The sequence below is a fragment of the Streptococcus sp. 2018162 genome, from assembly GCF_019754175.1.
Lineage (GTDB): Bacteria > Bacillota > Bacilli > Lactobacillales > Streptococcaceae > Streptococcus > Streptococcus hashimotonensis.
The window spans coordinates 12,840-37,843 of the sequence record NZ_JAIJZP010000008.1 but is presented as its reverse complement, the minus strand read 5'-3'; the positions used below and the strand labels follow the sequence as shown (position 1 = coordinate 37,843).

Genomic DNA, 25,004 nt, shown 5'->3' with positions numbered 1-25,004 from the left:
AGAGTTAAAAAAATCAATTAACGTTAATCTACATTCATTATATCTGCAATAAACTTGTGTGTAAAAAACAGAAAATAGTTCGAATCCGAATTTGTGAAATTATATAATATTCAAGTTATATAAATAGGCTCACATGCTAAATAGTAGGTTTCAGAGTTTTATGATAAAATCCGATAGGAGCAATATTATGAAAATTTATTTCAATGAAAAAGAGCTTGAAATAGCTTCTGTAGCAACGTTTTTAAAGGGAACATATGATTTTGTAGAATACAAAAATAATATTTTTTCTGAACAGATTGAAGAATTTGATAAGTTAAATGGCCAGTACAGGACTGACCACGATATATTATTTAGAATTTTTCAAGAAGAAGTTGAAGAATTGATTGCTCAATCAATGTTTGTAGAATTAAGCAACAAACTAGCAAAAGTATTTGCTAAGGAGCCACTTGCAATAAACTATACTCATTGGATTGTAGAAGAGATTACAAGCAAGGTACGACTAAATAAAAAGAATAAGGAGCAAATGCATAAGTTAATTGCTGATTTTATCCTTTACATCTCTGAAAATTATTATGATAAAAAAATGGAGACTCAATTACTTGCTACTGAATCGTTAGTTACGCTTATTCAATTTGTTGATGGAGAGATATTTCTTAATAAACAAGAAATAGATTTTTTTATAAATAATCAATACCTTACAAAATCTGTGCAGATTAACATTAAAAAGAGTAACGATTATAAGCTTGAATCTTTAATGCGTCTGGTCAGAAAATGTTCAACTGATAACTACAAGAACTTTAATTGTCACTACAAACTAAAGGCAACACTTGAAGCAATTCAACGAAGTCGATTAAGCAAATCGCCACAGAAAATTTCCACTCTTATTCCTGAAGAATATAGAAAGGTAGAGAAGAAGTGGGAAGTAACAAAGTTACAGTTGCAAAATATTATTGAAGAATATAAAGGTTTAGACGAAAATATAAACTATACTTTAAATAAATTGAATGATGATTTCGAAGACTATTATTTGGAACTAAGGAAATGTATTCATAAAGTTACAATTACTATGCTTATCATTGAAAATTTGAATCGTAGCAGTTCTGAGTTAGAAATAATGACGATTGAAAATGTACTAGATTCCTTGAATATTAAGAAATACTCCTTTAAAAGTATTTTGAAAAAATGGAAAGATTTTGATACCGAACTCGAAAAGCAGAACCTTGAGTCAATGTATTACAAAGATATGTATGATTTAATAGATGAATATTTAGGAAAAGCAATTGATTATAGCAAATATTGGAATGATTTTGAAAAGTCCATTATTCAATTATTACTTAAGGTTGAAGAAGCACTCGCGATTACAGATAATAGTGATAAATTGTATCTAGATATTAAAAAGAAACTTCAGCAGTCCAAGGAGGATTGCCTTGAATATGCCAAAATTATTGATATGAGATTAAAAAATTTCTTAGAAAACCGAATATACTAAAAGCCAAGCGATTGTGCTTGGCTTTTAGTATTCATCTAGTTCATGTTTGATTACGTCTTCAACATTACATTCAAGGATTTCACATAATTTATCAATTGTTTTTGTTGTTATTGGTTCACCTAATTTCATTCGATGTAACGTATGTGCGGAAATTTTTTCAACCTTGATTAAATAATATTCTGAAATTCCTCTTTTATTCAAAGTCTCATAGAAGGGTTTATATGAAATCATGTTATTACTCGCTCTTAAATTCTCTTATATAAACAATATGGTAACATTACCAACATATTGACTATATTCAATTTATTGAGTATAATTTTAGATAATAAACAAATTAGAGGTAAAAAATGGAAGTTTTATTCTCTCTCAAGAGATTTTTAACCCTAAAAAATAATCTAATTCCCTCAACACAAAATAGAATAAAAGAACTTGGAAGAGAAATTTTTCAAGCTGAGGTTTCTCTAAATGGTATTTCAGATGAAAAAGTATTTCTTGAGGACTTTAAATGGGATATTCGAACAAGAGGATTTACTATTTTCAATCTGATTCATCTACCGTCCCTGATTGCGTTTATAATCTTTCTTATAGTTGTATTACTAGCCTTAGCAGGGGTTACCATTATTGGTGTCATTATAGAAACAGTTATTCGAACTTTTATACTTTTCCAAGATTTTGAGTTTGAGGATACATTCTTCTATATCCCAATAAAAGCGGTTGAAGACTTTATCTATTATCCACCCTCAATTCCTGTTCCGATTGTGGTTGGGCTTTTGATAGTTTGGGTTTTATACAGTATCAGACAGGTTCAAAAAAATAGAATCTACTATGAAAATGTTGTTATTCCAGAGAATCGAAAGAAAAACGCTCTCGTCCCTGGAAAGCGTAGAAAACAACAATTAGCAGTAGATAATCTGAAAAATACCTTGAAATCCACTGAAGCTCAACTACTGAACCATCAAAATGAAATGATGAATATTATGAATACCATTTCCATTCCCAATCAGTATTGGACTAATGATGAAGTCATAAATTTCCTCATACAAAAATTAGAATATGGGCAAGCGAAGACTATCGGAAAAGCTTTGAATCTTTGGGATATAGAAATATCGACTAGAAGAGTTGAGCAGGCATCAAAAGCTGTTATAAAAGAGACGAGAGAATCAGAAGCTCGTCTGGCTAGACAACGTGCAGAACAACACGCGCAAGAGCAACGTAACATTAGAGATAATACCGAAGCTCAAAATAAAGTGGCAGAAGAATTAAAACGAAGGAATGACCGTTCTGAGTTCTATGATGATATTGCGAAGAAAAACGGTTGGTTATAAATAAGGAGACACACTATGAACAAAAAGAAATTTTTAGCTAGCTTGACACTATTGGCATCTACAGTACTCTTATTTGCTTGTCAGAGTAATGAAAGTACCACAAAATCCTCTGAAAAAATTGTTGAAACCTCCTCTTCATCAAAGGATTCAATCTCCGAGGAACAAAGAAATAAGTGGTTGAAGGAGTTTTATGAAGAAGTAGCTGAGACTGATGGTTCAAACTACCATAATGAGATTGAGGAACGTAGTCAAAAAGCATGGAATGAGAATCAAACCAACATCTTCAATGGACAGGCTAGTCTAAATGTTACTAATGATTACCTTCCTTCTGAATTGACAAAGCTAAATGTCATGATTGACGGTTATGATGAAGCAACTAGAAGATTGAAAGTTACTGTTACTAACAACTATGATGAAACACTGATTGGAACAACAACCAATTCAAACAATAACAACTTGTATGGGACATATTTCACTCTATATGGCTACACAACATTGTCAGGACGTTCTGAGAGGGTAAAAATCGCTCAGATTGCTCTTGCTAGTGATTTACCAGCTGGGGAGTCTATTCAACTTGAAATTCTTCCATCAGCTCTTGCAAATCGTCAAACTGATTATGCTAAAAAAATACAAAATAGTGAGCTAGATTCTAAATACTACCTACTATCAAGCGATTACGGAAATTCTTTATGGGACATTACAAAAGACCAAGTAATGGGCGAAGAGGTTATTTCAGAACAAATAGTGTTATCTAGCCTTGCGAATATCTACATCGTACCCAAGCTAGTATTTAAAACTTACCCATCTACAGCTCCAAGTGATTCAGAGCTAGAAAATCTAATTTCAAACAATTAAAGAAAAGAGCAGACTGATGAACATAAAGAAACTAATATTGACCCTACTCACTCTAACGCTGATAATTGTCCTTTGTGCTTGTGGTAATCAATCGAATGCCAATGATAGTCAGTTATCAGGAACATATTCATACGAAAAAGGCGGTATTGATGGTTCTGAAATGGGATTTGAAGACGAAGAATTGACATTGCATTATGAACTAAAAGTAAGTGGTGATGAAAACATACTTAATATCAATCTCCTTTCAGAGAGAGGCAATAATGTGAAGTACCTCTATTCCGAGAAAGTAACTATTGATACAGACAAACAGATTATCAGTGATAACAATGGTACTGAGCTGAAATATTCAGTATCAGGAGATTCTGTAACAATACCTGATTTAGCAGGAGACAGTGGTGAAACAGTAACATTAAAAAGATAATCGCACAATAATAAAAAAGGTCTTGATAGGAATCAAGCCCTTTTTTATGAACACTTATCCAAACTAGGTAACTTCTTGTAAAGATTGGATTTAAAATACTTCTAATACCGAAATAATGATATAATATTTATTATAAAATTAGTGAGTAAAAGTTATGTATATTTTTGAGACAACTGAACAGAATAATTCCAAAGCAAATGATTTTGAAACAAAGTCATTACTTTATTTAATGAGTTTTAAAATTGACAGTACAGATATAGATACATTTTTTGTAGATTGTTTTAATGATATTACGGGAGCAAGTAGTGACTTGTTGAAACTCTGGGATGTTCAAGCTAAGAACATTTCTTCTCTGAGACCTAAAACTATCGGGAAAAGTCTAATAACATTATTTCAAAACTTTATATCATCTGTTGATTTTTATGAGTATATTCTTTTTATTCCAAAGTTAAAGGCGAACTATCTAATGGATATTTCATTAACTGAATTTAAAATTGATAATTTTAAAGATATAGCTAAAATAAGGGAGGGTCTAGAAGAAGAATATAAACGAAGAAAGAAGCTAGGTTCGCTAAATCTAAAACAATTGTCACAATTGAATACTTTTTTAGAACAGATACATTTTGTAACAGGTGATAGTTCAAAGGCCATTTATATCAAAAATATCATTCGATTTAAAAGTAATATTAGAGATGACAATTTCTTTGAGTCAGTTTTTAATGAAGTTAGAAGTAAACAAACCGAGTTAAAGAATATAAATATACATAATATTTCAATCAATAGTATTGAAGAAGTTTTAAAATTAAACAAACATCTTACTAAGAGACAATTGGAAACATTGGTTGTTAATAGGATAATTGGGGTTGAATTATTTAAACAACGTATTCCAAATGATTTCTTTGATGTAATCAAGGATAAATCATCTTCGGATAGGAAAGACATTATTCAAGATTGCAACGCCAATTTATCCAGATTATTATTTGATAAAAATAGTAATAAGAAAAAATTTTGGTCACTTCTTGAACAAATATTGATTTTAGTAGAAGAGAAAGATGATATTTATCAAATTTTAAATAGAATCAAACAATATCAAATTCCTAAAATTATAAACGACGACTATTCATTATTATATCTGATTTCAATGGTTAAAGAAGGGATGGAAGAAAATGCTTGTTAAAAAAATTGCTTTTGGAAATTTAGAAGAAGCGTTTATTGAAGAACGTTTAACTGACGGTGTTAATATAATTTTTAGTGATGATAATAACAAAGGTAAAACGTTATTATTTCAAGCATTTATGTATTCAATTGGCAATACACCTATTTTCCCCGGAAACTTTAAAAAAGAAGATTACTATTTTTATTCAATGATTAATTGCGCAGGGGTTGATTACGAATTTTTACGAAAAAAAGACACATTTCTGGTTATTTTCCTTCAAGAATTTCATATTTTTGAAACTCTTTCGGAATTAAAATACTTTTTAAAACAACAAAAAATTTTTGATATTCCAGTGATTGAGAAAAACGGTAGGGAAAAAGTAGCAGATTTAGAACTTTTTTATGAGTTGTTTTTTGTAGGACAGGATAATAGAAATCCCTCAAATATTATTAATAAAGGATATTATAATAAGAGTGATTTTTTCAGTATGATAGTCGCACTGAAAGGATATTCTAATATTAGTAATAGTAAAGAATTAGATGAAATAAAAGAAGAAATCAATGCAGTCAAGAACGAAATTAAAGCCAATAAAAAATATTTAACATTACTTAAGACAGATAAACAAGTTTCTAGTTATTTGGATAAATTCACTAGTAATGAAGAATTTGAGAATTTTAAAAATTGTTCGAAGCAACTAAATGATAAAATTGGAGAAATAAAACGAGACCGAAATAGAGAACAAGCTAGACAGGATAAATTAGTTCAACTATTGAAAGAGCTTAATTCGCTTAATAGGGAAATAAAAAGCGGGAATGTTTATTGTACTGATTGTGGAAGCTCTCACATCAGCTTTAAAAATCGCGATGTTAATTTTGACTTAAGTAATGCTGAGGTTAGGAAGCATGTTTTAAATTCTATTGATTTTCAAATTTCAATGAGCAAAAATGAAGTTACCGAGTTAAATGAAGAACTTAATAAAATTCAAGATGAATTAAAAACTCTTTTAATGGATACCCCTAGTGATTTTAGAAAAAGTTTATTGTATTCTGAAATTATCAAAACAGATATGAATTATGATGATAAATTGTTGGAACTAGATAGAAAACTACACAGCTTACAATTTGATAAATCAATTATAGAACAAAAAGGATTAACAAATAGGGATGGAATAAAATCAATTAAAGAGAATGTTGTTGCAAAAATGAATACTCTTTATAAAGTGATTGACCCAGATGGAAAGTTAGTCTTTGATGATTTATTTACTAAGAAGGAAGCTACATATTCGGGAAGTGACGGACAAGTATATTATTTTTGTAGACTAATCTCTCTAAATAATTTATTAAAACATACTTATCCTATTATCAATGATTCTTTTAGAGAGGGGGAAATTTCAACTAGAAAAGAGGAACTAATGATTGATTATTATAAGAAATTAAATAAGCAAGTTATTCTTTCAGCTACCTTAAAAAATCAAGAGTATGCTGTTGATAAATACTCAAATATAGAGGGCGTAAATGCCATTGACTACAGTATAAATGATGACAGCAAGATTCTTAATTCAAAATATACTGATGAGTTTATACTTATTTTAAAAAAGTTTAATATAGAAACATCGACAATTTATTAAAAATCTTTTTCAGTTTTACGAATTCCTGTATTAATTTGAAAAAAGAAATAGAGTATAAAAAAGAATTAGCTAGAAATTTTTTCTGGCTAATTCTTTTTTTCGGGGGGATTTAGGGGGGAATCAAACGAAGATTCGCCCTTTTTAGACTAGTTTGTTCCTGCTAAACTGCTGTAGAATCGCTATTTTGAAGGTAAATCAAGCCTCTCCATTATTCCCACTCAACTGTTGCTGGTGGTTTACTTGTGATATCATAGACGATGCGGTTGACGTGGTCTACTTCGTTTACGATGCGGACAGAGATTTTTTGAAGAACATCCCATGGTAGTTTGGCAAAGTCAGCTGTCATTCCATCAACAGAAGTGATAGCACGGATGGCGATGGTGTAGTCGTAGGTACGACCATCTCCCATGACACCTACGGAGCGAACGCCAGTATTAACCGTGAAATATTGCCAGACATCGCGGTCAAGACCCGCTTTTGCAATTTCCTCACGCAAGATAGCGTCAGATTCGCGAACGGTTTTAAGTTTTTCCTCAGTGATTTCACCCATGACACGAATGGCAAGGCCTGGTCCTGGGAATGGTTGGCGCCACACGACCTCATCTGGCATACCAAGAGCAGTACCGAGGGCACGAACCTCATCTTTAAAGAGAGTATTGAGCGGCTCAATCAGCTTGAACTGCATATCTTCTGGCAGACCACCAACGTTGTGGTGAGATTTGATCGTTTCAGCAGTATCCGTTCCAGACTCGATAATGTCGGTATAGAGGGTTCCTTGAGCCAAGAATTCAACATCGGTCAACTTGCTTGCTTCATCGTCAAATACGTAAACAAATTCATTACCGATGATTTTACGTTTCTTCTCAGGGTCAGATACGCCAGCAAGTAAATCCAAGAAACGCTTAGCAGCATCAACGCGAATAATATTGAGACCAAACTTACCACCCAACATCTCCATAACTTGATTACCTTCATTCTTGCGAAGAAGACCATGGTCAACGAAGATACAAGTCAACTGGTCACCAATAGCGCGTTGGAGAAGGACCCCAACAACTGATGAATCTACACCGCCTGACAAACCAAGCAAGACTTTCTTGTCACCGACTGTTTGGCGGATTTTTTCAATTTCTGTTTCGATGAAGTTTTCCATTGTCCAGTCGCCCTTAGCACCACAGATACCAAATGCGAAGTTTTTCAAAATATCATTTCCATAAACCGAATGACGGACTTCTGGATGGAATTGGATACCGTAGATACGGCGTTCAGTATTTTCAATAGCAGCAAAAGGACAGTCAGCAGAAAGACCAACCAAGTGGAAATCAGCAGGAATTTCAGTCACAGCATCCCCGTGGCTCATGAGTACAAGCTGCTCTTCTGGTGTTCCAGCAAAAAGCGCTGATTCAGTCTTCAGTTGAAGATTTGATTGACCATATTCACGATTTCCAGCCTCACCAGCAGGAACAACCTTACCACCCAATTTATGGGTAATCAACTGCATACCGTAGCAGATTCCCAGAATTGGAATACCCAATTCAAAGATTTCTGGATCAATATCAAAGGCATTTTCTGCGTACACAGAGTTTGGTCCGCCTGAAAGAACGATACCAATTGGATTGATGGCACGGACTTCCTCAGCTGTAATTTTATGGTTTTTCAATTCTGAAAAGACACCAAATTCACGAATTCGACGTGAAATAAGTTGGTTGTACTGGCTACCATAATCCAATACAATAATTTTTTGGACATCTTGTTTTGTCATGTTTTTCCCTTTCGTTTTGAAAAAAATTCAAATACTAGTAGTTATTTTAACATAAAAGCGAACATTTTCCAAATTTTATTTGTTAAATATCTGTTTTGCAAACTATGAATGATAATAAAAATGTTAGTGTTCGTATTTTTATTGTTTTTACTAACTTTATTTTAGGCAATCTGACTTCATTGTTTGCCTAGGAGAATTTTACCAATGGAGTGTAGCCTGAATTAGCCAAACGCCTTTATTTTTGGTAAACTAGAAAGAAGAGAAAGGCTAGATAAATGAAAGCAGCATATATCACAATTCACGATAAAATTAAGGAACAAATCGATAACGGAATCTGGAAAATTGGTCAACGTTTACCAAGTGAACGCGATTTAGCAGATGAATTTGGTGTTTCTCGTATGACACTCCGTCAAGGAATCACACTTTTAGTGGAGGAAGGGGTGCTACAACGCAAGATTGGTTCCGGTACTTATGTCGCCAGTACACGGGTTCAAGAAAAGATGCGAGGCACGACTTCCTTTACTGAATTAGTACAACTCCAAGGAAAGACACCAAGCAGCAAATTATTATCCTATACACGAACCAAACCTAATGAGAAAGAAGTTGAACAATTAGGTTTATCCCGTGGCGAGTATGTTATTCGAATGGAGCGGGTCCGCTATGCAGATAATGTTCCTGTCGTGTATGAGGTTGCCAGCATTCCTGAACGCTTGATAAAAAATGTCCCCAAAGAAGATGTTACCAACCATTTCTTTAAAACACTTATAGACAATGGTTATCGAATTGGAACGAGCAAACAAACCATTTTTGCTCGTTTAGCCAATGAAAAAGTGGCTCAATATTTACAAATTTCTAAAAACCAGGCTATTCTCGCACTAAAACAGGTATCTTATCTCGAGGATGGTCAAGCATTTGAATTTGTAAATAGTCAGTACGTTGGAGAACGTTTCGAATTCTATTTAGAAAATAGTTAACATAAAAATAATTATGTAAAACATTTTAAAATCCGTAATCTTTCTAGTGATGACGGATTTTCTTATTTATTAAATATGGAATTTTTGATATAATAAAGTTTATGGAAATTGAAAAAACCAACCGAATGAATGCCTTATTTGAATTCTACGCAGCCTTGCTAACAGACAAGCAAATGAACTACATCGAGCTCTATTATGCCGATGATTACAGTTTGGCTGAGATTGCTGAAGAATTTCAAGTCAGCCGTCAGGCGGTCTATGATAACATTAAACGAACAGAAAAATTACTGGAAGACTACGAAATGAAGCTACATATGTATTCTGACTATGTGGTGCGTAGCCAGATTTTCGATGAAATACTGAATAAGTATCCAGAAGATGCTTACTTGAAGGAAAAAATCGCTATTCTAACCAGTATTGATAATAGAGAATAAGAGGAGAAGTATATGGCTTTTGAAAGCTTAACAGAACGTTTGCAGAATGTGTTTAAAAATCTGCGTCGTAAGGGAAAAATTTCTGAGAGTGATATTCAGGAAGCAACCAAGGAAATTCGTCTGGCCTTGCTAGAGGCTGACGTAGCCCTTCCAGTTGTCAAAGACTTTATCAAGAAAGTACGTGAACGTGCTATCGGTCATGAAGTCATTGACACTCTGAACCCTGCTCAACAAATCATTAAAATCGTTGATGAAGAATTGACAGCTGTATTGGGTTCTGAAACTTCAGAGATCATCAAGTCACCAAAAATTCCAACTATCATTATGATGGCTGGTTTGCAGGGGGCTGGTAAAACGACCTTCACAGGTAAGTTGGCCAACAAACTCAAGCAGGAAGAGAATGCCCGTCCACTCTTGATTGCTGCTGATATTTATCGTCCAGCTGCCATTGACCAGTTGAAGACCCTTGGTCAACAAATTGATGTACCTGTTTTTGAATTGGGAAACCAGGTTCCAGCACTTGAAATCGTTCGTCAAGGTTTGGAGCAAGCTAAAGCCAATCACAATGACTATGTCTTAATTGATACGGCCGGTCGTTTGCAGATTGACCAAGCCCTTATGGCCGAATTGAGAGAAATCAAAGAGTTTGCTCAGCCAAATGAAATCCTCTTAGTCGTCGATGCCATGATTGGTCAGGAAGCTGCCAATGTTGCGCGTGAGTTCAATGATCAACTGGCTATTACTGGTGTGATTTTGACCAAGATTGACGGCGATACACGTGGTGGTGCAGCCTTGTCTGTCCGTCACATTACTGGTCAGCCAATCAAATTTACCGGTACTGGTGAAAAAATCACCGACATCGAAACCTTCCACCCAGACCGTATGTCCTCGCGTATTCTGGGCATGGGTGACATGCTGACCTTGATTGAAAAAGCCAGCAAAGAATATGATGAGAAGAAATCATTGGAACTCGCTGAAAAAATGCGTGAGAATACCTTTGATTTCAACGATTTCATCGATCAATTGGACCAAGTTCAGAATATGGGACCAATGGAAGACCTGCTGAAGATGATTCCAGGCATGGCTGGTAACCCAGCACTTGCCAACTTGAAAGTTGACGAGCGTGTAATTGCACGAAAACGAGCTATCGTATCTTCAATGACACCAGCTGAACGAGAAAATCCAGATTTGTTGACACCAAGCCGTCGCCGTCGTATTGCTAACGGTTCTGGCAATAGCTTTGTCGAAGTCAATAAATTTATCAAGGATTTCAACCAAGCGAAAACCATGATGCAGGGTGTCATGTCAGGCGACATGAACAAAATGATGAAACAAATGGGAATCAACCCAAATAATCTACCTAAAAACATGCCAAACATGAACGGTATGGATATGTCTGCTCTTGAAGATATGATGGGCGGTGCAGGCATGCCTGATATGAGCCAACTGATGGGAGGGGCTGGTATGCCAGACATGTCCCAAATGTTTGGAGGCGGTTTGAAAGGTAGAATCGGCGAGTTTGCTATGAAACAAGCCATGAAACGCCAAGCCAATAAAATCAAGAAAGCCAAAAAGAAGAGAAAATAATCTCTTCTTTTTTACTTTTTATTCGAAGAAGTAAGATACAGCAATATAAAATAGAAGTAGCAAAGCAGAAAAAATGATTTTTGAACCCAAACACTTTCCGTTATGATGGAAATAATTGAAAATCTCCTTTTTAGTGGACAATCTTTATATTGTCCGTTATAATGGAAATATAATAGAAAACAGAGGACAAGTTATGAATTATATCGCAATAATAGGAGATATTGTCAATTCAAAACAGACTTCCAACCGCTCTAGTATCCAAGAGCGGCTAAAACAACAGCTGAATAGAATCAATCATTCCTTCTCTCAGGACTTCGCATCGCCTTTTACCATTACAAAGGGAGATGAATTTCAAGCCTTATGCAAGCCTAACCCTTATATTTTTTTGATGATTGACCAAATCCAACTAGCCTTTCGTGATGAGGTGGAGATTCGATTTGGAATTGGTTTGGGGGAGATTCTAACAGCTATCGATCCCAAGCTAAGTATTGGAGCAGATGGTCCAGCTTATTGGGAAGCACGCAAGGCTATTGACTTCATTCATGACAACCATGACTATGGCACCAGCAAAATTGCCTTTTCATCTGAATACAAGCAAATCGATCGTGTGATCAACCCCTTGCTAACTTCTAGCGATTTCATCAAAGCTGCCTGGAATCGTTCGCAAACGGATCTGTTTGAAACCTTAATCTCCCAAAAAATCTATCAAGAAGATTTCACACAAAAGCCAATTGCTGAGAAAATGAAACTCAGTCAAAGCGCCTTTACCAAACGTTTGAAATCCAGTGGAATCAAACTCTACCTGCGTAATCGTCAAACTGCCATGAATTTGATTCTCCAGCTCAGTCAGAAAGAAGGATAAAGCATGTCATTTTCAGTTATTTCTAGCTATCTTATTCAACATCCAGTTTTAACAGCCTTGCTTATTGCCCACTTTTTAAGTGATTTCACCTTCCAAAGTCAAGCACTGGCAGATGCTAAAAAGCTTCAGTTGAAAGCTCTTTTCATGCACCTTTTCATTGTTGCTATCCCTCTTCTTATTCTAGCCTTACTGACCCCCGTTCAAAACGGAGATTTATTTTTTCAAGTTTGGCTGAGTCATCTTGCGATTGACTATGTCAAATATTTTCTCAACAAACACCATTGGATAAAGGACTCCTGGGAAGCTGGAGCATTCTTAGCTGATCAATTGCTACATATCATCTCAATCATCATTCTTTATCACACTATCGGTGTTAATGTCGCTTCACACTCACTCTGGATTGAACCAAATTATCTCCGCCTGCAAATCCTTTTTATCCTTCTGATCAGCAAGCCCGTCAATATTCTTTTCAAACTCTACTTTAGCAAATATCAGGTAGCGGAAGGAGAAGAAGAGCAGACTGTGACAGGTGCAGGAGCCTTGATTGGTCAATTGGAGCGCCTCATAATGGGAATTTTTCTACTTCTAGGCCAATACACAGCTATCGGACTGGTATTTACAGCAAAGTCCATCGCACGCTATGATAAAATATCCAAAAGCCAAGCCTTTGCTGAATACTATTTAATTGGTTCGCTATTTAGTATCATTAGTGTACTCGTTTTGTATGCTTTGTTGATTTTATAAAAGAAAAAAGTTTACATAATTTATTTTGTGTAAACTTTTTTTTGTAAAAATAGACTTTATTTTATTCTTTTCAATACATGGGTTTATGGTTCAGCTCCCATATAATTACTTCAATAAATCACGATTCAAATATGCATTTCTAGTAATCAAATCAAGTGAATAATGAGTTTTCAAAAGTACGTTTTTCAGTACATTCTATTGTAAAGATTTTATAGGATATTTTTAGAATTCTTATTAGTCAATATTTTTTATTTTTGAGGCTCTACAAAATTGAATACCAACATGATAATACATTTAAAGTAGCTATGATATTATTTTGAATAATATTTTTATTTTGTAATTTCAGCAAATGTAGTCTTATTGGAAAGAGAGAATTTTTATGGATTTTTATACAATAAACTAGTTACAAGCATTTTCTTTGTGTGTTCGTCCCATAATTTTTATAGCTTGCTTGACAACGACCTTTTTAATTGATAGACTAAACTTGAAAGCGATTACTTTAATTAAAGATGTTAGAGTTTAAAAATACTGTAATAGGTTGGTTGAGCTTATTATTTTTGAACGTTATTGGAGGAAATGTATGAAAAAGAATAAACCATTTATTACTTTGATTAGTGCAACATTGTTTGTGACAAGCGTTTTATTTGTCAGGGCAGATGAAGTATTTACAAATTTACCATCATCTGAAGTTATCATCGGAACGGACGACAGACAGTATTTATCTGATACAACTAGTACTTTAAATAAGAAGATGGTAAGAATTACATTTGAGGGTCTTAATGAACATGGTCAGAGAATAGTAGGTAGTGGATCTGGTGTAATGATTAGTGAAGATATTGTCTTGACAGCAGCTCATTGTGTTTATAACTCAAGAAATAAGGAGTATTATCAAAATGTAAAGGTTGTTCCATCAGCAACCTGGAATGGAGAAACTTTTACAGCACCACTTGGATATTCTGTTGCACAGGAGACGGAAGTATTGAGTGGCTATTTAACTGGAGATAGTACACAAGATATTGGTGTTATTAAACTTCAATCATCGCTTGGTAATCAGACAGGATATCTAGGATTAGCAGTTCAGCAAGCTAATGTTGGACAGTATATTAAGACCATTGGTTATCCAGGTGATCGAATGGGAATGTATTTATCTGAAGGAAAAATCATAAGTTCATCTGGTTCAACTATCACTTATAATTTAGACACGTCTGGTGGACAGAGTGGTAGTCCAATTCTAAACGAAGCTAATCAAATTATTGCAATACATTATGCAGGGAACCAGACTGAACAGCATAATATAGCAAGACTTATTACACCAGATGTTCAACAACTTATAGAAACAGTCAATTCAACTTCAGGCGCGGTCTACCGGGTATACAACCCTAATTCTGGATGGCATCATTATACAAGTAGTCTTGGTGAGAAAAATCATTTAGTAAGTTTGGGATGGAAAGATGAAGGAATTGCTTGGGAAGCAGGGAATAATGTTCCTGTTCACCGTCTCTATAATCCAAATAATGGTCATCATTTTTACACGACAAACACCGCTGAAAAAGATTCTCTTGTGGCGATAGGGTGGAAATACGAGAACATTGCTTTCTACTCAGGTGATAACCTAGAAGTTTTTCGACTCTATAATCCAAATACAGGTGAACACTTTTATACAGTCAATTATTTAGAAAGAAATCACCTTATTGCTGTTGGTTGGGGGTATGAAGGTGTTGCATTTAAAACTAAATAGGTTGGAGGAAGTATTATGAAAAAAATTTTTTTAGGTTTGGTAACAGCATCTTTATGTTTATTGGCGATCCGTTCGGTTTCTATTAGTGCTGAAGAGACGGTTAGTAGTGTTTATGCGGTAAATCAATCTGATAGTGCATTAGAATTTGTCGCAACTTTTACGGGATATGAATATGTAGGATTACCTCTAGAGTTGACTGTAGGTCAAGTTGGACAGGTAAAACGTCCAATGGAGCATTATTTAGCAAAAACACAGTACTCTTTTACATTAGAGAGTTCCGATCCGAGTGTATTGAGTTTTAATGAGAATGGCGAATGGATAGCGCTTAAGTCAGGAAAAGCTATAATAAAATTTGGCGTTTCTGATCCTAGCAAGAATCCTAAATTTAGTAATGAATTGAAACAATTAGGACTAAGTACCAATTGGAGAATTCAAGAGATTTATATGGAACCCGTTACAGTAACAGTATCTAACACTACGAATGCTATGTATCGTCTTTATAATCCTAATTCTGGCGAACATTTTTATACCGCTGCTCTCGGAGAGAAGAATTATCTATCAGCAGTTGGATGGCATTTTGAAGGAATTGGATGGAATGCCCCTGTAGTTGGTGAGCCGGTATATCGTCTTTATAATCCAAATAACGGAGATCATCATTATACGACTTCAAAAGGGGAACATGATATTCTAGTAACGCTTGGGTGGCGTTCAGAAAATATTGGCTGGCAGTCTGGCGGTACAATTCCAGTTTATCGCCTCTATAACCCTAATGCACTCGGAGCAGGAAGTCATCATTATACGACTTCAAAAGGGGAAGCTGACTATTTGGATAGTATTGGATGGAATTATGAAGGAATAGGCTGGTATGCAGAATAGCCTTTACTACAATACAAAAAACATTAGTAATGACACACTTCCGTTACTAATGTTTTTTTGTATTGTAATTCATTATTTGGAGAATCTTATCCGAAAAATGAGAAATAAAAACATTTATAAAAAGCACAAATAACATTGCACAATTATATTATAAGGATGAGAATTTTCAAGTCATCGCAATCATAACCAACAAAACTCTTAACGCTGAGAGTTTCATTCTTCGAAATCGTTCCCAAGATATTCAAACTGGGCTGTTGACAGCTGAGAACAAAGAGATTGAGGAGTATAGTGTATAATCAACTAAAATATCTATGATGAATTGCGAACAGAATGGGCTTATTTAAATAATCTATAACTATATAAAATCATTAAAATACTAAAAAAACTTGGTGGGTATGTCAAACGAATCCAGAGCATCGATATACTATGGATGTATACGGTAGAATTATACAAATAAAACGTGAAAAGAAAAAACTAAAAATTTATGAACAATCGACTTAACATAGTCTAACCCCATGATAATACCGAGATAGAAACATAAAGCATATTTTTGCTGATTTTTCCTAATGCACATCTTTCCGAAAAACTATAATTTTCTTGAAACTTATATGATATTATGCTATACTACTCATATAGATAAAATCAGGAGAAAATGATGAGACGCGAGTTATTATTGGAAAAAATTGATCAGCTGAAAGAAATTATGCCTTGGTATGTTTTGGAATATTATCAGTCCAAGTTGTCTGTGCCTTACAGTTTTACAACCTTGTACGAATACTTGAAAGAATACCGTCGTTTTTTTGAGTGGTTACAGGATTCAGATTTGGTAGCTGTTGAACGAATTGCTGACATTCCGCTGGATGTTCTGGAACATCTGACAAAAAAAGATATGGAGTCCTTTATTCTATATCTGCGGGAGCGTCCCTTGCTGAACGCCAATACCACGCAGAATGGTGTGTCGCAGACCACCATTAACCGTACCCTCTCGGCCCTTTCTAGTCTCTTCAAGTATTTAACCGAAGAAGTGGAAAATGAGCAAGGTGAGCCCTACTTCTACCGCAATGTCATGAAGAAGGTGTCCACCAAGAAGAAGAAGGAAACTTTGGCAGCGCGGGCGGAGAACATCAAGCAAAAGCTCTTTTTGGGCGATGAAACGATGGAGTTCTTGGACTATGTCGATAAAGAATATCAGGTAAAGTTATCCAAGCGGGCCCTCTCCTCTTTCCAGAAAAACAAGGAGCGGGATTTGGCGATTCTGGCACTTCTCTTGGCTTCTGGTGTCCGTCTGTCAGAAGCGGTAAATTTGGATCTTCGAGATGTCAACCTCAATATGATGATTATCGAAGTAACCCGTAAGGGTGGCAAGCGGGACTCGGTCAATGTAGCTGGTTTTGCTAAGCCCTATCTGGAAGCCTATATGAGCATCCGTCAGCAACGCTACAAGGCTGAAAAAACGGATACAGCCTTCTTCCTATCTGAATACCGTGGTCTGCCCAATCGTATCGACGCTTCTTCTATTGAAAAAATGGTGGCTAAGTACTCTGCGGACTTCAAGATACGTGTGACACCCCACAAACTCCGTCACACGCTGGCAACACGGCTCTACGACGCCACCAAGTCGCAAGTTCTGGTCAGTCATCAGCTGGGCCACGCCAATACCCAGGTCACCGACCTCTACACTCATATCGTCAACGATGAGCAGAAAAATGCTCTTGATCAGTTGTGATATTGCGTAAAATAAATTATGTAAACAAAATATTAAAAGAGCTGGAATCAAATCCAACTCCACTACTAAAAGTTTGTGTCAACATCTCAGCGCAGTGGTTGATTGGCTTTAACAGTCTGGGAGACTGTTAAAGGTGGGAGATAGGATTTGCTTCGCAAATCTCAGCACTTCGTGTTTCACACTCCAAATCCGACCTATACGACTGAAGCGAACAGAGTTCGCCTTATTTCCAACCTCCAACAGTCACTACTCTGACTGTTGGAGCTGTGCGGGGGTGGGGATACGAACTCCTTTTTATTTGTCGAGTTCTTCCCCACTCCCACTCCTTTTTCTACTCAATCTAAATCAATTCTTTCAATTTTTCCTGATTAACTGCTGGGTACTGGTCCAAAAATGCTGAGAGTGTTCGTAAAACGGCAGGAATATAGCCTATCTGGTCATTCTCCACCTGCAAGACCAAGAGTGGCTCGTGGAGGCTCATACGGAGCAAGAGCCAGCCGTCACCATAAGGCTCAGTCAGGTCAAACCGCACTCCTTCTTCGTTTTCTGGGTTAAAAGCAAAGCCTTCGAGACTGGTTTGGCGGAGATCAGCAATGACCTGTTCACCCAGTGCTCGATAGTCTGCCGCTTCTAGTTTGAAACGCACTTCTTGGGTTTCAAGCGGTTGTTTAAGCTGTGCAATCAAGTCGTCCAAGGACTTGCCTTCCGCTTGCAGTTTTGGTAAGAGCATGAGAATCTTAGCCGCCACATAGGTTCCGTCATCAAGAAAGTAATTTTCCTTAAAGGCAGCGTGTCCAGAGGTTTCGATAGCCAACTGGCAATCAACTCCCTCTTTGTTTGCTAAAATAGCACGGTTAATCACGTTGCGATAGCCTGAGATATAGCGAATTTGTTTACCGCCCAGGCTTTCTATAAAGACTTTAAGGTGTTCAGTTGTTGGGGAATTGGTCACAATGCTGGTTCCTGGATGTTCAGCTAGGACAATCTGGCTGAGAACGGCAATCAGGTTGTTACGATTGAGAATTTCTCCTGACTTGGTGACCAGGGCGGCACGGTCAACGTCGGTATCAAAGATAATGCCTAGATCTGCCCCTTGCTTCAAGACGGCCTGGCGAATGCTTTCCATAGCTTCCTTGTTATCTGGGTTTGGAACATGGTTTGGGAAGGTTCCGTCTGGGTCTAGGAATTGTGAGCCTGTGGTATCTGCTCCCAGCTCTGCCAAAACTTTCTCAGCAAAAAATCCGCCTGCACCGTTTCCAGCATCGACGATGATATTAAGTCCTGTCAGTGTTTTTTCTTGTCCACCACAGGCGGTACGAATTTTACCAATCAAGTCTTGGGCATAAAGCGTAATCAGGTCAGCACTGGTGACACTTCCAAGGGAAGAAGCTGGCAAGTCTTCACTATGCGAGAGGATGAAGTCAATATCTTCGTGCTCTGCTCCGCCATTTTCCGAAAAAATCTTAATGCCGTTGAAGTAATAGGGCAGGTGGCTGGCAGTGATCATGACACCAGCGTGGCACTTGAACTGAGGATACTGGGTGCTCATGAAGAGGGCTGGCGTGGTGGCCATGCCGAAGTCAATCAGCTGAACTCCCAGACGAACGGCTTCTTCTGTAAAGGCTGAGATCAAATCTGGACCACTGAGGCGGCTGTCTCGACCGATACCGATGGTCAATTGGCCTTTTTGATAGGCCTGCGCCTGTTCTGGCTTTTGAGTTAGCCAATGAATAAGTCCGCGAACCACTTCCTTGGTGGCTTGTGGAGTGAGATTGACAGCATATTCGTCTGTAGCGATGGCAATGCCACGAATATCTGATCCATTTTGCAAGACGTGATGGTGGGACATAGTAACCTCCTAATTCAAACTTATACTCTTCGAAAATCAAAAGCAGACGTTGTTGACTTGATTTGATGAACTTCAGTTCTATCTGCATCTTCGTCGCCTAGTCTGATTTTGATTTTCATTGAGTATAAATTTAGTATATCATAATCTAAAGCGCTTTCAAAATGAAAAAAGCACAGCTTTTACTGTACTTTTGTGATGCTTACAGTGGTCCCAACCTCCAGTTGACTTTCCACGGAAATAGCTAGTTCCAACTGATTCAAGACCCGCTTGGTTAGATAGAGCCCAAAACCTGTCGCTTTTTGGTGTTCACGGCCATTAAAACCTGTAAAACCTTCGTCAAACAGGCGTGGAATGTCTTCGGCTAGAATCCCAATTCCCGTATCGGAAATGGAAATTCCCTCATTCAGCTCAATTGCCACCTTGCCCCCAGTCTTGTTGTACTTGAGGGCGTTGTCGATGATCTGTGATAGGGCAAAACTGAGCCACTTTCTGTCGGTTTTTAGTAACCAATTTCCATCGATGGTCACTGAAATGTCTTTTTGCAAGAACTGATTGCGGTATTTTTTGACCAACTCCACAACTACTTCTCTCACTTCCACCTGTTCAAATCGAAAATCGCTGGCATGGTTGGTCAGTTTGAGGTAATTGAGGAGATTTGCCATATAATTGTCCAAGCGTAAGAGCTGGTGATTGACATCCTGCTGGTTGAGATTATCAGTCTGGCTCATCAAAGACAGGGCAGCCAGAGGCACTTTCATCTGGTGGGACCACATTTTGACCATGGCTTGCAGGTCCTCTTCCCGCGACTTATAATCCAAGAGCTGCTCCCGCGTCGATTCCTTCTCGGCCTCAATCAAGTTGAGATAGGCAAGGTCCACAGGCTTATTAAGCAGGGGCAAAGCTTCTTCATGGACATACTCTTCTAAGGCTCTCATGCGGTTGCGAAACTTCCAAAAAAGCCCTGCAGTCAGAAGGATTAAGAGGGTTAGGGACAATAGCAGAGCGTTTTGCAGGAATTCGGTGGGCAGTTTGTAAAGTAAAAAGAGCAAGATAAAACTACTAGCCAAGACCAGATAGGCGAAATAAAAACTACGGTATTCTCGGATAAATTTTGCTATCATTTGACCAGGTACCCCACGCCACGAACAGTATGAATACGGTCAAATCCCACTTCACTCACCTTCTTACGCAGACGAGTCATGTTGACATTGAGCGTGTTCTGATCGATAAATTCTTCATTTTCCCAGAGTTTTTCCAAGAGTTCTTCCTTGCTAACAATCTGACCTTGTCGTTCTAGTAAGGCGGATAAAATTTTGGTTTCAGTAGGCGAAAGCTGAACCTGTTCTGATTCGCTTGAAAAACGCCCGTCCAAACTAAGCTGGAATTGGTCGATAGACAAGTCAGTTGATTTGCTGAATTGATTGACCCGACGCAGGAAGGCACCGATTTTGGCATCCAAAATCCCTAGTGAAAACGGTTTGGATACAAAATCATCGCCACCCATGTTCATAGCCATGACCGCATTCATTTCATCATCACTAGAGGAGATAAAGATAATGGGCATGGTCATGGTTTTACGGATCTCTGTCGTCCAATAAAAACCGTTGTAATAGGGTAGGCTTATGTCCATCAGCACCAAGTCTGGTTTGATTTCAGCAACTTCCTGACTGACAGCTCGGAAATTCTGCACACTTTCTACCTGATAAGATTTTCCCAAATGCTGCTTCAAGAGTTGGACGATCATCTCATCATCTTCAACAATATAAATCTTCTCTTTTTTCATCATTTTCATTCTGCAAAAGCCAGGACACAGGTCTTGGCTTTTTATTTATATACTTCTTTTCGATGCCCGACTTCAAGGGCAGTTACAATCAATTTATCATCTTCAATGCTGACGATGACCCTGTAATTTCCGATACGATACCGCCATTGGCCAGAACGATTAGCAGTCAAGGCTTTTCCGTATTGTCTGGGGTTTTCAGTCACATGACTGGACAGGTAGTTGGTAATCTGCTTTTGAGTAAATTTGTCCAGCTTTTTCAACTGTTTGATAAAACGACTGGTTGGTACAAGTTTATAACAGGTCTTCATCCGTCAACCCCAACTCTTCCAACATTTCCTCCCAGCTAATCGGCTCAATTCCATTCGCCAAGTCTGCTTGGTATTCTGCCCAAGCAAGGTCTGCCACACGCGCATCGTATTCGTCTTCAAGGGCTTCAAGGGTTTTAGTCCGAATGAGTTCTGACAAACTGACACCTTCAAACTTTGCCATAGCCTGCATAAAAAGCTTGTCCTGCTCAGAAACTTTCAATGTGATAGCTGCCATTTTTCTTACCTCTTATAGTATTCCTTTGGTATTACCATTGTAACACCATTTCCCTGAAAATGCAAGAAATCTCGCACAAGGCGAGACTTCTTCTACCGTTCAATAATGCGGTAATAGGTGCGACTAGTCCACTTGTAAATGACAAAGTAAATCAGAGCGACTGCCAGTAGGGTAATTCCGCTGACGGTATAAATCATAAGCGAAGAGGTGACACCAAGGGTCAATAGCATTTGCTTAAGCATAATAAGAGAAATCACGAAATGCAAGGTCGCCATAGCTAGTGGCATAAAGAAGACCGTAAGTGTTTGCGAGTTAATGGTCTTTTTGACTGCTGTTGCACTCATGCCCACTTCTTGTAGAATCTTGTAGGATTTCTTGTCTTCATGCCCTTCCGAGTACTGCTTGTAGTAGATAATCAAGGCTGCACCCAGTAGGAAACTAATTCCCAGCAAGAAACCTGTAAAGAGGAAACCGCCTCTAAAGCCCATCAGTAAATTGTTGAAATCGGATTTTTGCATAGCATATCCTAGGAATTCTCCGTTTGCATCGTTGATATTATAAGAGTCCCCAGTTTGCTCACCAATTGAAGTAACCTCTTCATCAGTCAAGTCGGTAAAGACACGGTAGTCCAGGCTAACCTGATAGCCTTGCGGATTATTGGACTCATAATACTCACGAACACTATTCAATACAGTGTCATCACTGACTACCATAACGGCGGCATTTAGCGTATTGGTGATGTCTGGGAAAATAGCCTGGTCAAGATTGGCTACATTCTCAAAGGTATGATCGCCCAAAACAAGCTTCTTCAGCAATGGTTTTTCACTCGGACGCATAAAGGCAACTTGATTGGCAGCCAGCTCTGGCAGGTCATTGCCCAACTTCCTGAAATCATCTTGGGTGATGAAGTAGGTAAAGGCCATCTTGCTAAAGTTTGGATTGGCAATAGTCTCTGGACTAATGACAATCTCTTTATTGGCAATAGTCTCTGGACTAATGACAATCTCTTTCCCACCATCATAGACCAGACCAGCTTGGTAGGTCAGGTAGGACAGACTATCTTCCGCTTTTTCTGGAAAATGGCTGAGCACCGATTGCTGATAGGCACTTTCACCCTGACTTCTATCCGCAACTTTGTAGGTAATAGATGTTTCCTTTGGATAAAGACCACTTGTCATGCTTGACATGCCAGTATAAAGTGAAGTCGTTGTTGCAATGGTCACAAAGGCCATGACCGCAAGTAACGTAATATTGGCCAAACCCGTTGCGTGCTGCTTCATCCGAAAAATCATCTGCGAGGTGGTAATGAAATGCTCTGGCGTATAGAAATACCGCTTGTTTTTCCGACGAGCCTTCAAATACCAAGTCATAAAACTGATGTAGAACAGATAGGTCCCCGCAATGACAAAGAGCACAGCGATAAAGAACCGAAAGATAAGAGCTACACCTTCTGCTTTAGATGAAAGTGATAGGTAGTATCCAATACCCAGTCCCACTACACCAAGAGCAGCTAGAAGAACATTGCCTTTTGGCTCCTTCTCTCCTTTTTCACTAGCTCGGAACAAAATCAGTGGACTGGTCTTGCCAATGGTCCGAATAGCTAGCAATTCCAAGAGAAAGAAGATACCAGCAAAGAGAAAGGCGGTCATGGCAAATGCCAGAGGTGAAATACTAAAGTGTAAGTCACTATAATTGGTCAAATTCACAAAAATCAAGTAGAGAACATTGGCAAACACACCAGCTAAGACAGAACCAAGAACCACAACTAGCAAGAAAATCATTATCAATTCGAGGCTGGCTATCAAGGCTACTTTTTTCTTGTTCATCCCCAGCATGTTATAGAGACCAAATTCTCTCGCCCGTTGTTTCATCAAGAAATTAAAACTATAAATCTCAATAATGACCGAGAAAATGGTCAGAACAACAACACCAAGACCGATAGAAACGGCACCAGAGCCCATGGTCTTCATAACTGGACTCAGCATGAGCAAGAACATGGAACAAATCAGAGTAAATAGCACAAGACTGGCTAAAACAAAGGGAGCAAAAACACCCATGGATTTTCGGATATTTTGCCCAGCAAGTTTGAGGTAAAACATCTACTCACCCCCTAAAAGTGCAGACATGTTGAGCGAAATCTCCTTGGCAAAGTCTTGATTGCTCTTACCTGCCTTGTACAATTGGTGGAAAATCCGACCATCCTTGATAAAGAGTACTCGCTTAGCATGACTAGCTGCGTTGGCTGAGTGAGTTACCATGAGAATGGTTTGACCGTCACGGTTGATGTCTTCAAACAAATTCAGCAAGTCCTCTGAATTGCGATAATCTAGGGCAGCCGTCGGTTCGTCTGCTAGGACAATTTGTGGCTGGGTAATCAAACTACGAGCAATGGCCACGCGCTGCTTTTGTCCACCAGAAAGTTCAAAAGGACGTTTTTTCAATAAATCTTGAATCCGCAGTTTTGGCGCCAAAACTTTCAACCGTTTTTCCATTTCCTCATGGCTGGTACGGGCCAATACCAGAGGTAAAAAGATATTATCTTGAATCGACAGAGTGTCTAAGAGATTAAAATCTTGGAAGACAAAGCCTAGGTTACGCAAACGAAAATCCGCCAGCTTGCTTTCCTTGATTTTCGTAATATCCTGATTGTTTAAGATAACAGAACCCCTCGTCGGCTTGTCCAGGGTTGCTAGAATGTTGAGCAAAGTCGTCTTACCTGAACCACTTTCCCCCATAATAGCGATAAACTCGCCCTCCTCTACCTTAAAATCCACATCTTGCAAGGCACGAGTTTCCTCTTTTGAAAAGCGCGTGCGGTAAACTTTTTCTAAATGATTGATTTCTAATAACATAGTTACTCCTACTTTTCTTTTTTTATTCATCTGCTTGATCAAGTACTTCTTGATAATTGATACGATCTGATTCAGCAATATTATCTTCTAAATCCACCTTATAATAACCATCCTGGACACCGATGGCCCAGTCATTGCTAGTGGTTACATAGAGATTATGCAAGGATACTGTCTTTTTCACTGCCCCTTCTTCTTTGACAACAGGCCATTCCATAAACTTAACTTCTGTTCCTTGAATACTATCTTCGGCAACTTCCTGTTTGCTAACGGCATAGTCTTTTCCCTTGTAATGAAAGGTTTGATAGCCCTCATCAAAGCTAAGGCCTGCTGATGAGGAAGAACAAGCGGTTAGCATTATACTGCCCAAAGCCAGCAAGCCAAATACTTTCTTTTTCATAGTTTCC

Annotated in this window: 24 protein-coding genes; 14 read left to right on the top strand and 10 right to left on the bottom strand. The window is 37.7% G+C overall.

Going from position 1 to position 25,004, the window contains the following annotated elements; all coding sequences use genetic code 11:
- Window positions 1–187: 187 nt before the first annotated feature.
- Window positions 188–1,489, top strand: a complete 1,302-nt coding sequence (locus K5Q22_RS07225; protein ID WP_205014252.1) for a hypothetical protein — start codon at window positions 188–190, stop codon at window positions 1,487–1,489.
- Between the two features lie 24 nt (window positions 1,490–1,513).
- Here K5Q22_RS07225 and K5Q22_RS07220 read toward each other — a convergent pair whose 3' ends face one another.
- The gene (locus K5Q22_RS07220) at window positions 1,514–1,720 is read right to left on the bottom strand and encodes a helix-turn-helix transcriptional regulator (protein ID WP_024406352.1); all 207 of its coding nucleotides are present in this window, start codon (window positions 1,718–1,720) and stop codon (window positions 1,514–1,516) included.
- Window positions 1,721–1,836: 116 nt separating this feature from the next.
- Here K5Q22_RS07220 and K5Q22_RS07215 point away from each other — a divergent pair, with 116 nt between their 5' ends.
- The 5 genes from K5Q22_RS07215 to K5Q22_RS07195 all read left to right on the top strand — a co-directional run bounded on the left by K5Q22_RS07215 (window position 1,837) and on the right by K5Q22_RS07195 (window position 6,873).
- Window positions 1,837–2,814 carry a hypothetical protein gene (locus K5Q22_RS07215; protein ID WP_205014253.1) on the top strand — a complete coding sequence of 326 codons (978 nt, stop codon included), beginning with the start codon at window positions 1,837–1,839 and terminating at the stop codon, window positions 2,812–2,814.
- Window positions 2,815–2,829: 15 nt separating this feature from the next.
- A complete protein-coding gene (locus K5Q22_RS07210) occupies window positions 2,830–3,669 on the top strand; it encodes a hypothetical protein (RefSeq protein ID WP_205014256.1) in 840 nt (279 codons plus the stop codon).
- A gap of 16 nt (window positions 3,670–3,685) precedes the next feature.
- The gene (locus K5Q22_RS07205) at window positions 3,686–4,090 is read left to right on the top strand and encodes a hypothetical protein (protein ID WP_205014258.1); all 405 of its coding nucleotides are present in this window, start codon (window positions 3,686–3,688) and stop codon (window positions 4,088–4,090) included.
- 154 nt (window positions 4,091–4,244) lie between these two features.
- The gene (locus tag K5Q22_RS07200) at window positions 4,245–5,267 is read left to right on the top strand and encodes a hypothetical protein (RefSeq protein ID WP_205014259.1); all 1,023 of its coding nucleotides are present in this window, start codon (window positions 4,245–4,247) and stop codon (window positions 5,265–5,267) included.
- On the top strand, window positions 5,257–6,873 hold the full coding sequence (locus K5Q22_RS07195) for a hypothetical protein (RefSeq protein ID WP_205014261.1): 1,617 nt from the start codon (window positions 5,257–5,259) through the stop codon (window positions 6,871–6,873). The genes K5Q22_RS07200 and K5Q22_RS07195 overlap by 11 nt, the downstream gene beginning before the upstream one ends.
- 208 nt (window positions 6,874–7,081) lie before the next feature.
- Here the strand turns inward: K5Q22_RS07195 and guaA are convergent, their stop codons facing one another.
- A complete protein-coding gene (gene guaA / locus K5Q22_RS07190; protein WP_205014264.1) occupies window positions 7,082–8,632 on the bottom strand; it encodes a glutamine-hydrolyzing GMP synthase in 1,551 nt (516 codons plus the stop codon).
- Between the two features lie 275 nt (window positions 8,633–8,907).
- Between guaA and K5Q22_RS07185 the strand changes: the two genes are divergently transcribed.
- The 8 genes from K5Q22_RS07185 to xerS all read left to right on the top strand — a co-directional run bounded on the left by K5Q22_RS07185 (window position 8,908) and on the right by xerS (window position 17,573).
- Window positions 8,908–9,606, top strand: a complete 699-nt coding sequence (locus K5Q22_RS07185) for a GntR family transcriptional regulator (protein WP_172115228.1) — start codon at window positions 8,908–8,910, stop codon at window positions 9,604–9,606.
- Between the two features lie 101 nt (window positions 9,607–9,707).
- Window positions 9,708–10,040 (top strand): putative DNA-binding protein, encoded by a 333-nt coding sequence (locus K5Q22_RS07180; protein ID WP_002935001.1) that lies wholly within the window; start codon window positions 9,708–9,710, stop codon window positions 10,038–10,040.
- 12 nt (window positions 10,041–10,052) lie between these two features.
- Window positions 10,053–11,627 (top strand): signal recognition particle protein, encoded by a 1,575-nt coding sequence (gene ffh / locus K5Q22_RS07175; RefSeq protein ID WP_205014266.1) that lies wholly within the window; start codon window positions 10,053–10,055, stop codon window positions 11,625–11,627.
- A gap of 193 nt (window positions 11,628–11,820) precedes the next feature.
- Window positions 11,821–12,489 carry a SatD family protein gene (locus K5Q22_RS07170; protein ID WP_205014267.1) on the top strand — a complete coding sequence of 223 codons (669 nt, stop codon included), beginning with the start codon at window positions 11,821–11,823 and terminating at the stop codon, window positions 12,487–12,489.
- 3 nt (window positions 12,490–12,492) lie between these two features.
- Entirely contained in the window at window positions 12,493–13,233 is a 741-nt protein-coding gene (locus K5Q22_RS07165) for a DUF3307 domain-containing protein (protein WP_205014270.1), read from the top strand.
- Window positions 13,234–13,813: 580 nt separating this feature from the next.
- Window positions 13,814–14,971 (top strand): trypsin-like peptidase domain-containing protein, encoded by a 1,158-nt coding sequence (locus tag K5Q22_RS07160; RefSeq protein ID WP_205014272.1) that lies wholly within the window; start codon window positions 13,814–13,816, stop codon window positions 14,969–14,971.
- 15 nt (window positions 14,972–14,986) lie between these two features.
- The gene (locus tag K5Q22_RS07155) at window positions 14,987–15,847 is read left to right on the top strand and encodes a hypothetical protein (RefSeq protein ID WP_050572598.1); all 861 of its coding nucleotides are present in this window, start codon (window positions 14,987–14,989) and stop codon (window positions 15,845–15,847) included.
- A gap of 655 nt (window positions 15,848–16,502) precedes the next feature.
- A complete protein-coding gene (gene xerS, locus K5Q22_RS07150; RefSeq protein ID WP_202846355.1) occupies window positions 16,503–17,573 on the top strand; it encodes a tyrosine recombinase XerS in 1,071 nt (356 codons plus the stop codon).
- A 340-nt stretch (window positions 17,574–17,913) separates the two neighbouring features.
- On the opposite strand, the gene K5Q22_RS07145 is transcribed toward xerS, so the two are convergent.
- From K5Q22_RS07145 to K5Q22_RS07110, 8 genes are all read right to left on the bottom strand, one after another.
- On the bottom strand, window positions 17,914–19,422 hold the full coding sequence (locus tag K5Q22_RS07145) for a phosphomannomutase/phosphoglucomutase (RefSeq protein WP_205014274.1): 1,509 nt from the start codon (window positions 19,420–19,422) through the stop codon (window positions 17,914–17,916).
- A 179-nt stretch (window positions 19,423–19,601) separates the two neighbouring features.
- Window positions 19,602–20,543 carry a sensor histidine kinase gene (locus K5Q22_RS07140; RefSeq protein ID WP_205014276.1) on the bottom strand — a complete coding sequence of 314 codons (942 nt, stop codon included), beginning with the start codon at window positions 20,541–20,543 and terminating at the stop codon, window positions 19,602–19,604.
- Window positions 20,540–21,208, bottom strand: a complete 669-nt coding sequence (locus K5Q22_RS07135; RefSeq protein WP_161949707.1) for a response regulator transcription factor — start codon at window positions 21,206–21,208, stop codon at window positions 20,540–20,542. The genes K5Q22_RS07140 and K5Q22_RS07135 overlap by 4 nt, the downstream gene beginning before the upstream one ends.
- Before the next feature lie 38 nt (window positions 21,209–21,246).
- Window positions 21,247–21,513: a type II toxin-antitoxin system RelE/ParE family toxin gene (locus K5Q22_RS07130; protein WP_109371427.1), complete on the bottom strand. Its 267-nt coding sequence runs from the start codon at window positions 21,511–21,513 to the stop codon at window positions 21,247–21,249.
- Window positions 21,497–21,748, bottom strand: a complete 252-nt coding sequence (relB, locus tag K5Q22_RS07125; RefSeq protein ID WP_205014278.1) for a type II toxin-antitoxin system RelB family antitoxin — start codon at window positions 21,746–21,748, stop codon at window positions 21,497–21,499. The genes K5Q22_RS07130 and relB overlap by 17 nt, the downstream gene beginning before the upstream one ends.
- Before the next feature lie 92 nt (window positions 21,749–21,840).
- Complete coding sequence (locus K5Q22_RS07120) at window positions 21,841–23,847, bottom strand: ABC transporter permease (RefSeq protein WP_205014281.1); 2,007 nt, start codon at window positions 23,845–23,847, stop codon at window positions 21,841–21,843.
- A complete protein-coding gene (locus K5Q22_RS07115; protein ID WP_205014283.1) occupies window positions 23,848–24,600 on the bottom strand; it encodes an ABC transporter ATP-binding protein in 753 nt (250 codons plus the stop codon). It lies immediately after the preceding gene.
- A 22-nt stretch (window positions 24,601–24,622) separates the two neighbouring features.
- The gene (locus tag K5Q22_RS07110; RefSeq protein ID WP_205014285.1) at window positions 24,623–24,997 is read right to left on the bottom strand and encodes a NisI/SpaI family lantibiotic immunity lipoprotein; all 375 of its coding nucleotides are present in this window, start codon (window positions 24,995–24,997) and stop codon (window positions 24,623–24,625) included.
- Between the last annotated feature and the right edge of the window lie 7 nt (window positions 24,998–25,004).

Excerpts from the sequence above, each read along its gene's own strand:
- K5Q22_RS07225 (WP_205014252.1), top strand. The coding sequence starts at position 188 with ATGAAAATTTATTTCAATGAAAAAGAGCTTGAAATAGCTTCTGTAGCA.
- K5Q22_RS07220 (WP_024406352.1), bottom strand. The coding sequence starts at position 1,720 with ATGATTTCATATAAACCCTTCTATGAGACTTTGAATAAAAGAGGAATT.
- K5Q22_RS07215 (WP_205014253.1), top strand. The coding sequence starts at position 1,837 with ATGGAAGTTTTATTCTCTCTCAAGAGATTTTTAACCCTAAAAAATAAT.
- K5Q22_RS07210 (WP_205014256.1), top strand. The coding sequence starts at position 2,830 with ATGAACAAAAAGAAATTTTTAGCTAGCTTGACACTATTGGCATCTACA.
- K5Q22_RS07205 (WP_205014258.1), top strand. The coding sequence starts at position 3,686 with ATGAACATAAAGAAACTAATATTGACCCTACTCACTCTAACGCTGATA.
- K5Q22_RS07200 (WP_205014259.1), top strand. The coding sequence starts at position 4,245 with ATGTATATTTTTGAGACAACTGAACAGAATAATTCCAAAGCAAATGAT.
- K5Q22_RS07195 (WP_205014261.1), top strand. The coding sequence starts at position 5,257 with ATGCTTGTTAAAAAAATTGCTTTTGGAAATTTAGAAGAAGCGTTTATT.
- guaA (WP_205014264.1), bottom strand. The coding sequence starts at position 8,632 with ATGACAAAACAAGATGTCCAAAAAATTATTGTATTGGATTATGGTAGC.
- K5Q22_RS07185 (WP_172115228.1), top strand. The coding sequence starts at position 8,908 with ATGAAAGCAGCATATATCACAATTCACGATAAAATTAAGGAACAAATC.
- K5Q22_RS07180 (WP_002935001.1), top strand. The coding sequence starts at position 9,708 with ATGGAAATTGAAAAAACCAACCGAATGAATGCCTTATTTGAATTCTAC.
- ffh (WP_205014266.1), top strand. The coding sequence starts at position 10,053 with ATGGCTTTTGAAAGCTTAACAGAACGTTTGCAGAATGTGTTTAAAAAT.
- K5Q22_RS07170 (WP_205014267.1), top strand. The coding sequence starts at position 11,821 with ATGAATTATATCGCAATAATAGGAGATATTGTCAATTCAAAACAGACT.
- K5Q22_RS07165 (WP_205014270.1), top strand. The coding sequence starts at position 12,493 with ATGTCATTTTCAGTTATTTCTAGCTATCTTATTCAACATCCAGTTTTA.
- K5Q22_RS07160 (WP_205014272.1), top strand. The coding sequence starts at position 13,814 with ATGAAAAAGAATAAACCATTTATTACTTTGATTAGTGCAACATTGTTT.
- K5Q22_RS07155 (WP_050572598.1), top strand. The coding sequence starts at position 14,987 with ATGAAAAAAATTTTTTTAGGTTTGGTAACAGCATCTTTATGTTTATTG.
- xerS (WP_202846355.1), top strand. The coding sequence starts at position 16,503 with ATGAGACGCGAGTTATTATTGGAAAAAATTGATCAGCTGAAAGAAATT.
- K5Q22_RS07145 (WP_205014274.1), bottom strand. The coding sequence starts at position 19,422 with ATGTCCCACCATCACGTCTTGCAAAATGGATCAGATATTCGTGGCATT.
- K5Q22_RS07140 (WP_205014276.1), bottom strand. The coding sequence starts at position 20,543 with ATGATAGCAAAATTTATCCGAGAATACCGTAGTTTTTATTTCGCCTAT.
- K5Q22_RS07135 (WP_161949707.1), bottom strand. The coding sequence starts at position 21,208 with ATGATGAAAAAAGAGAAGATTTATATTGTTGAAGATGATGAGATGATC.
- K5Q22_RS07130 (WP_109371427.1), bottom strand. The coding sequence starts at position 21,513 with ATGAAGACCTGTTATAAACTTGTACCAACCAGTCGTTTTATCAAACAG.
- relB (WP_205014278.1), bottom strand. The coding sequence starts at position 21,748 with ATGGCAGCTATCACATTGAAAGTTTCTGAGCAGGACAAGCTTTTTATG.
- K5Q22_RS07120 (WP_205014281.1), bottom strand. The coding sequence starts at position 23,847 with ATGTTTTACCTCAAACTTGCTGGGCAAAATATCCGAAAATCCATGGGT.
- K5Q22_RS07115 (WP_205014283.1), bottom strand. The coding sequence starts at position 24,600 with ATGTTATTAGAAATCAATCATTTAGAAAAAGTTTACCGCACGCGCTTT.
- K5Q22_RS07110 (WP_205014285.1), bottom strand. The coding sequence starts at position 24,997 with ATGAAAAAGAAAGTATTTGGCTTGCTGGCTTTGGGCAGTATAATGCTA.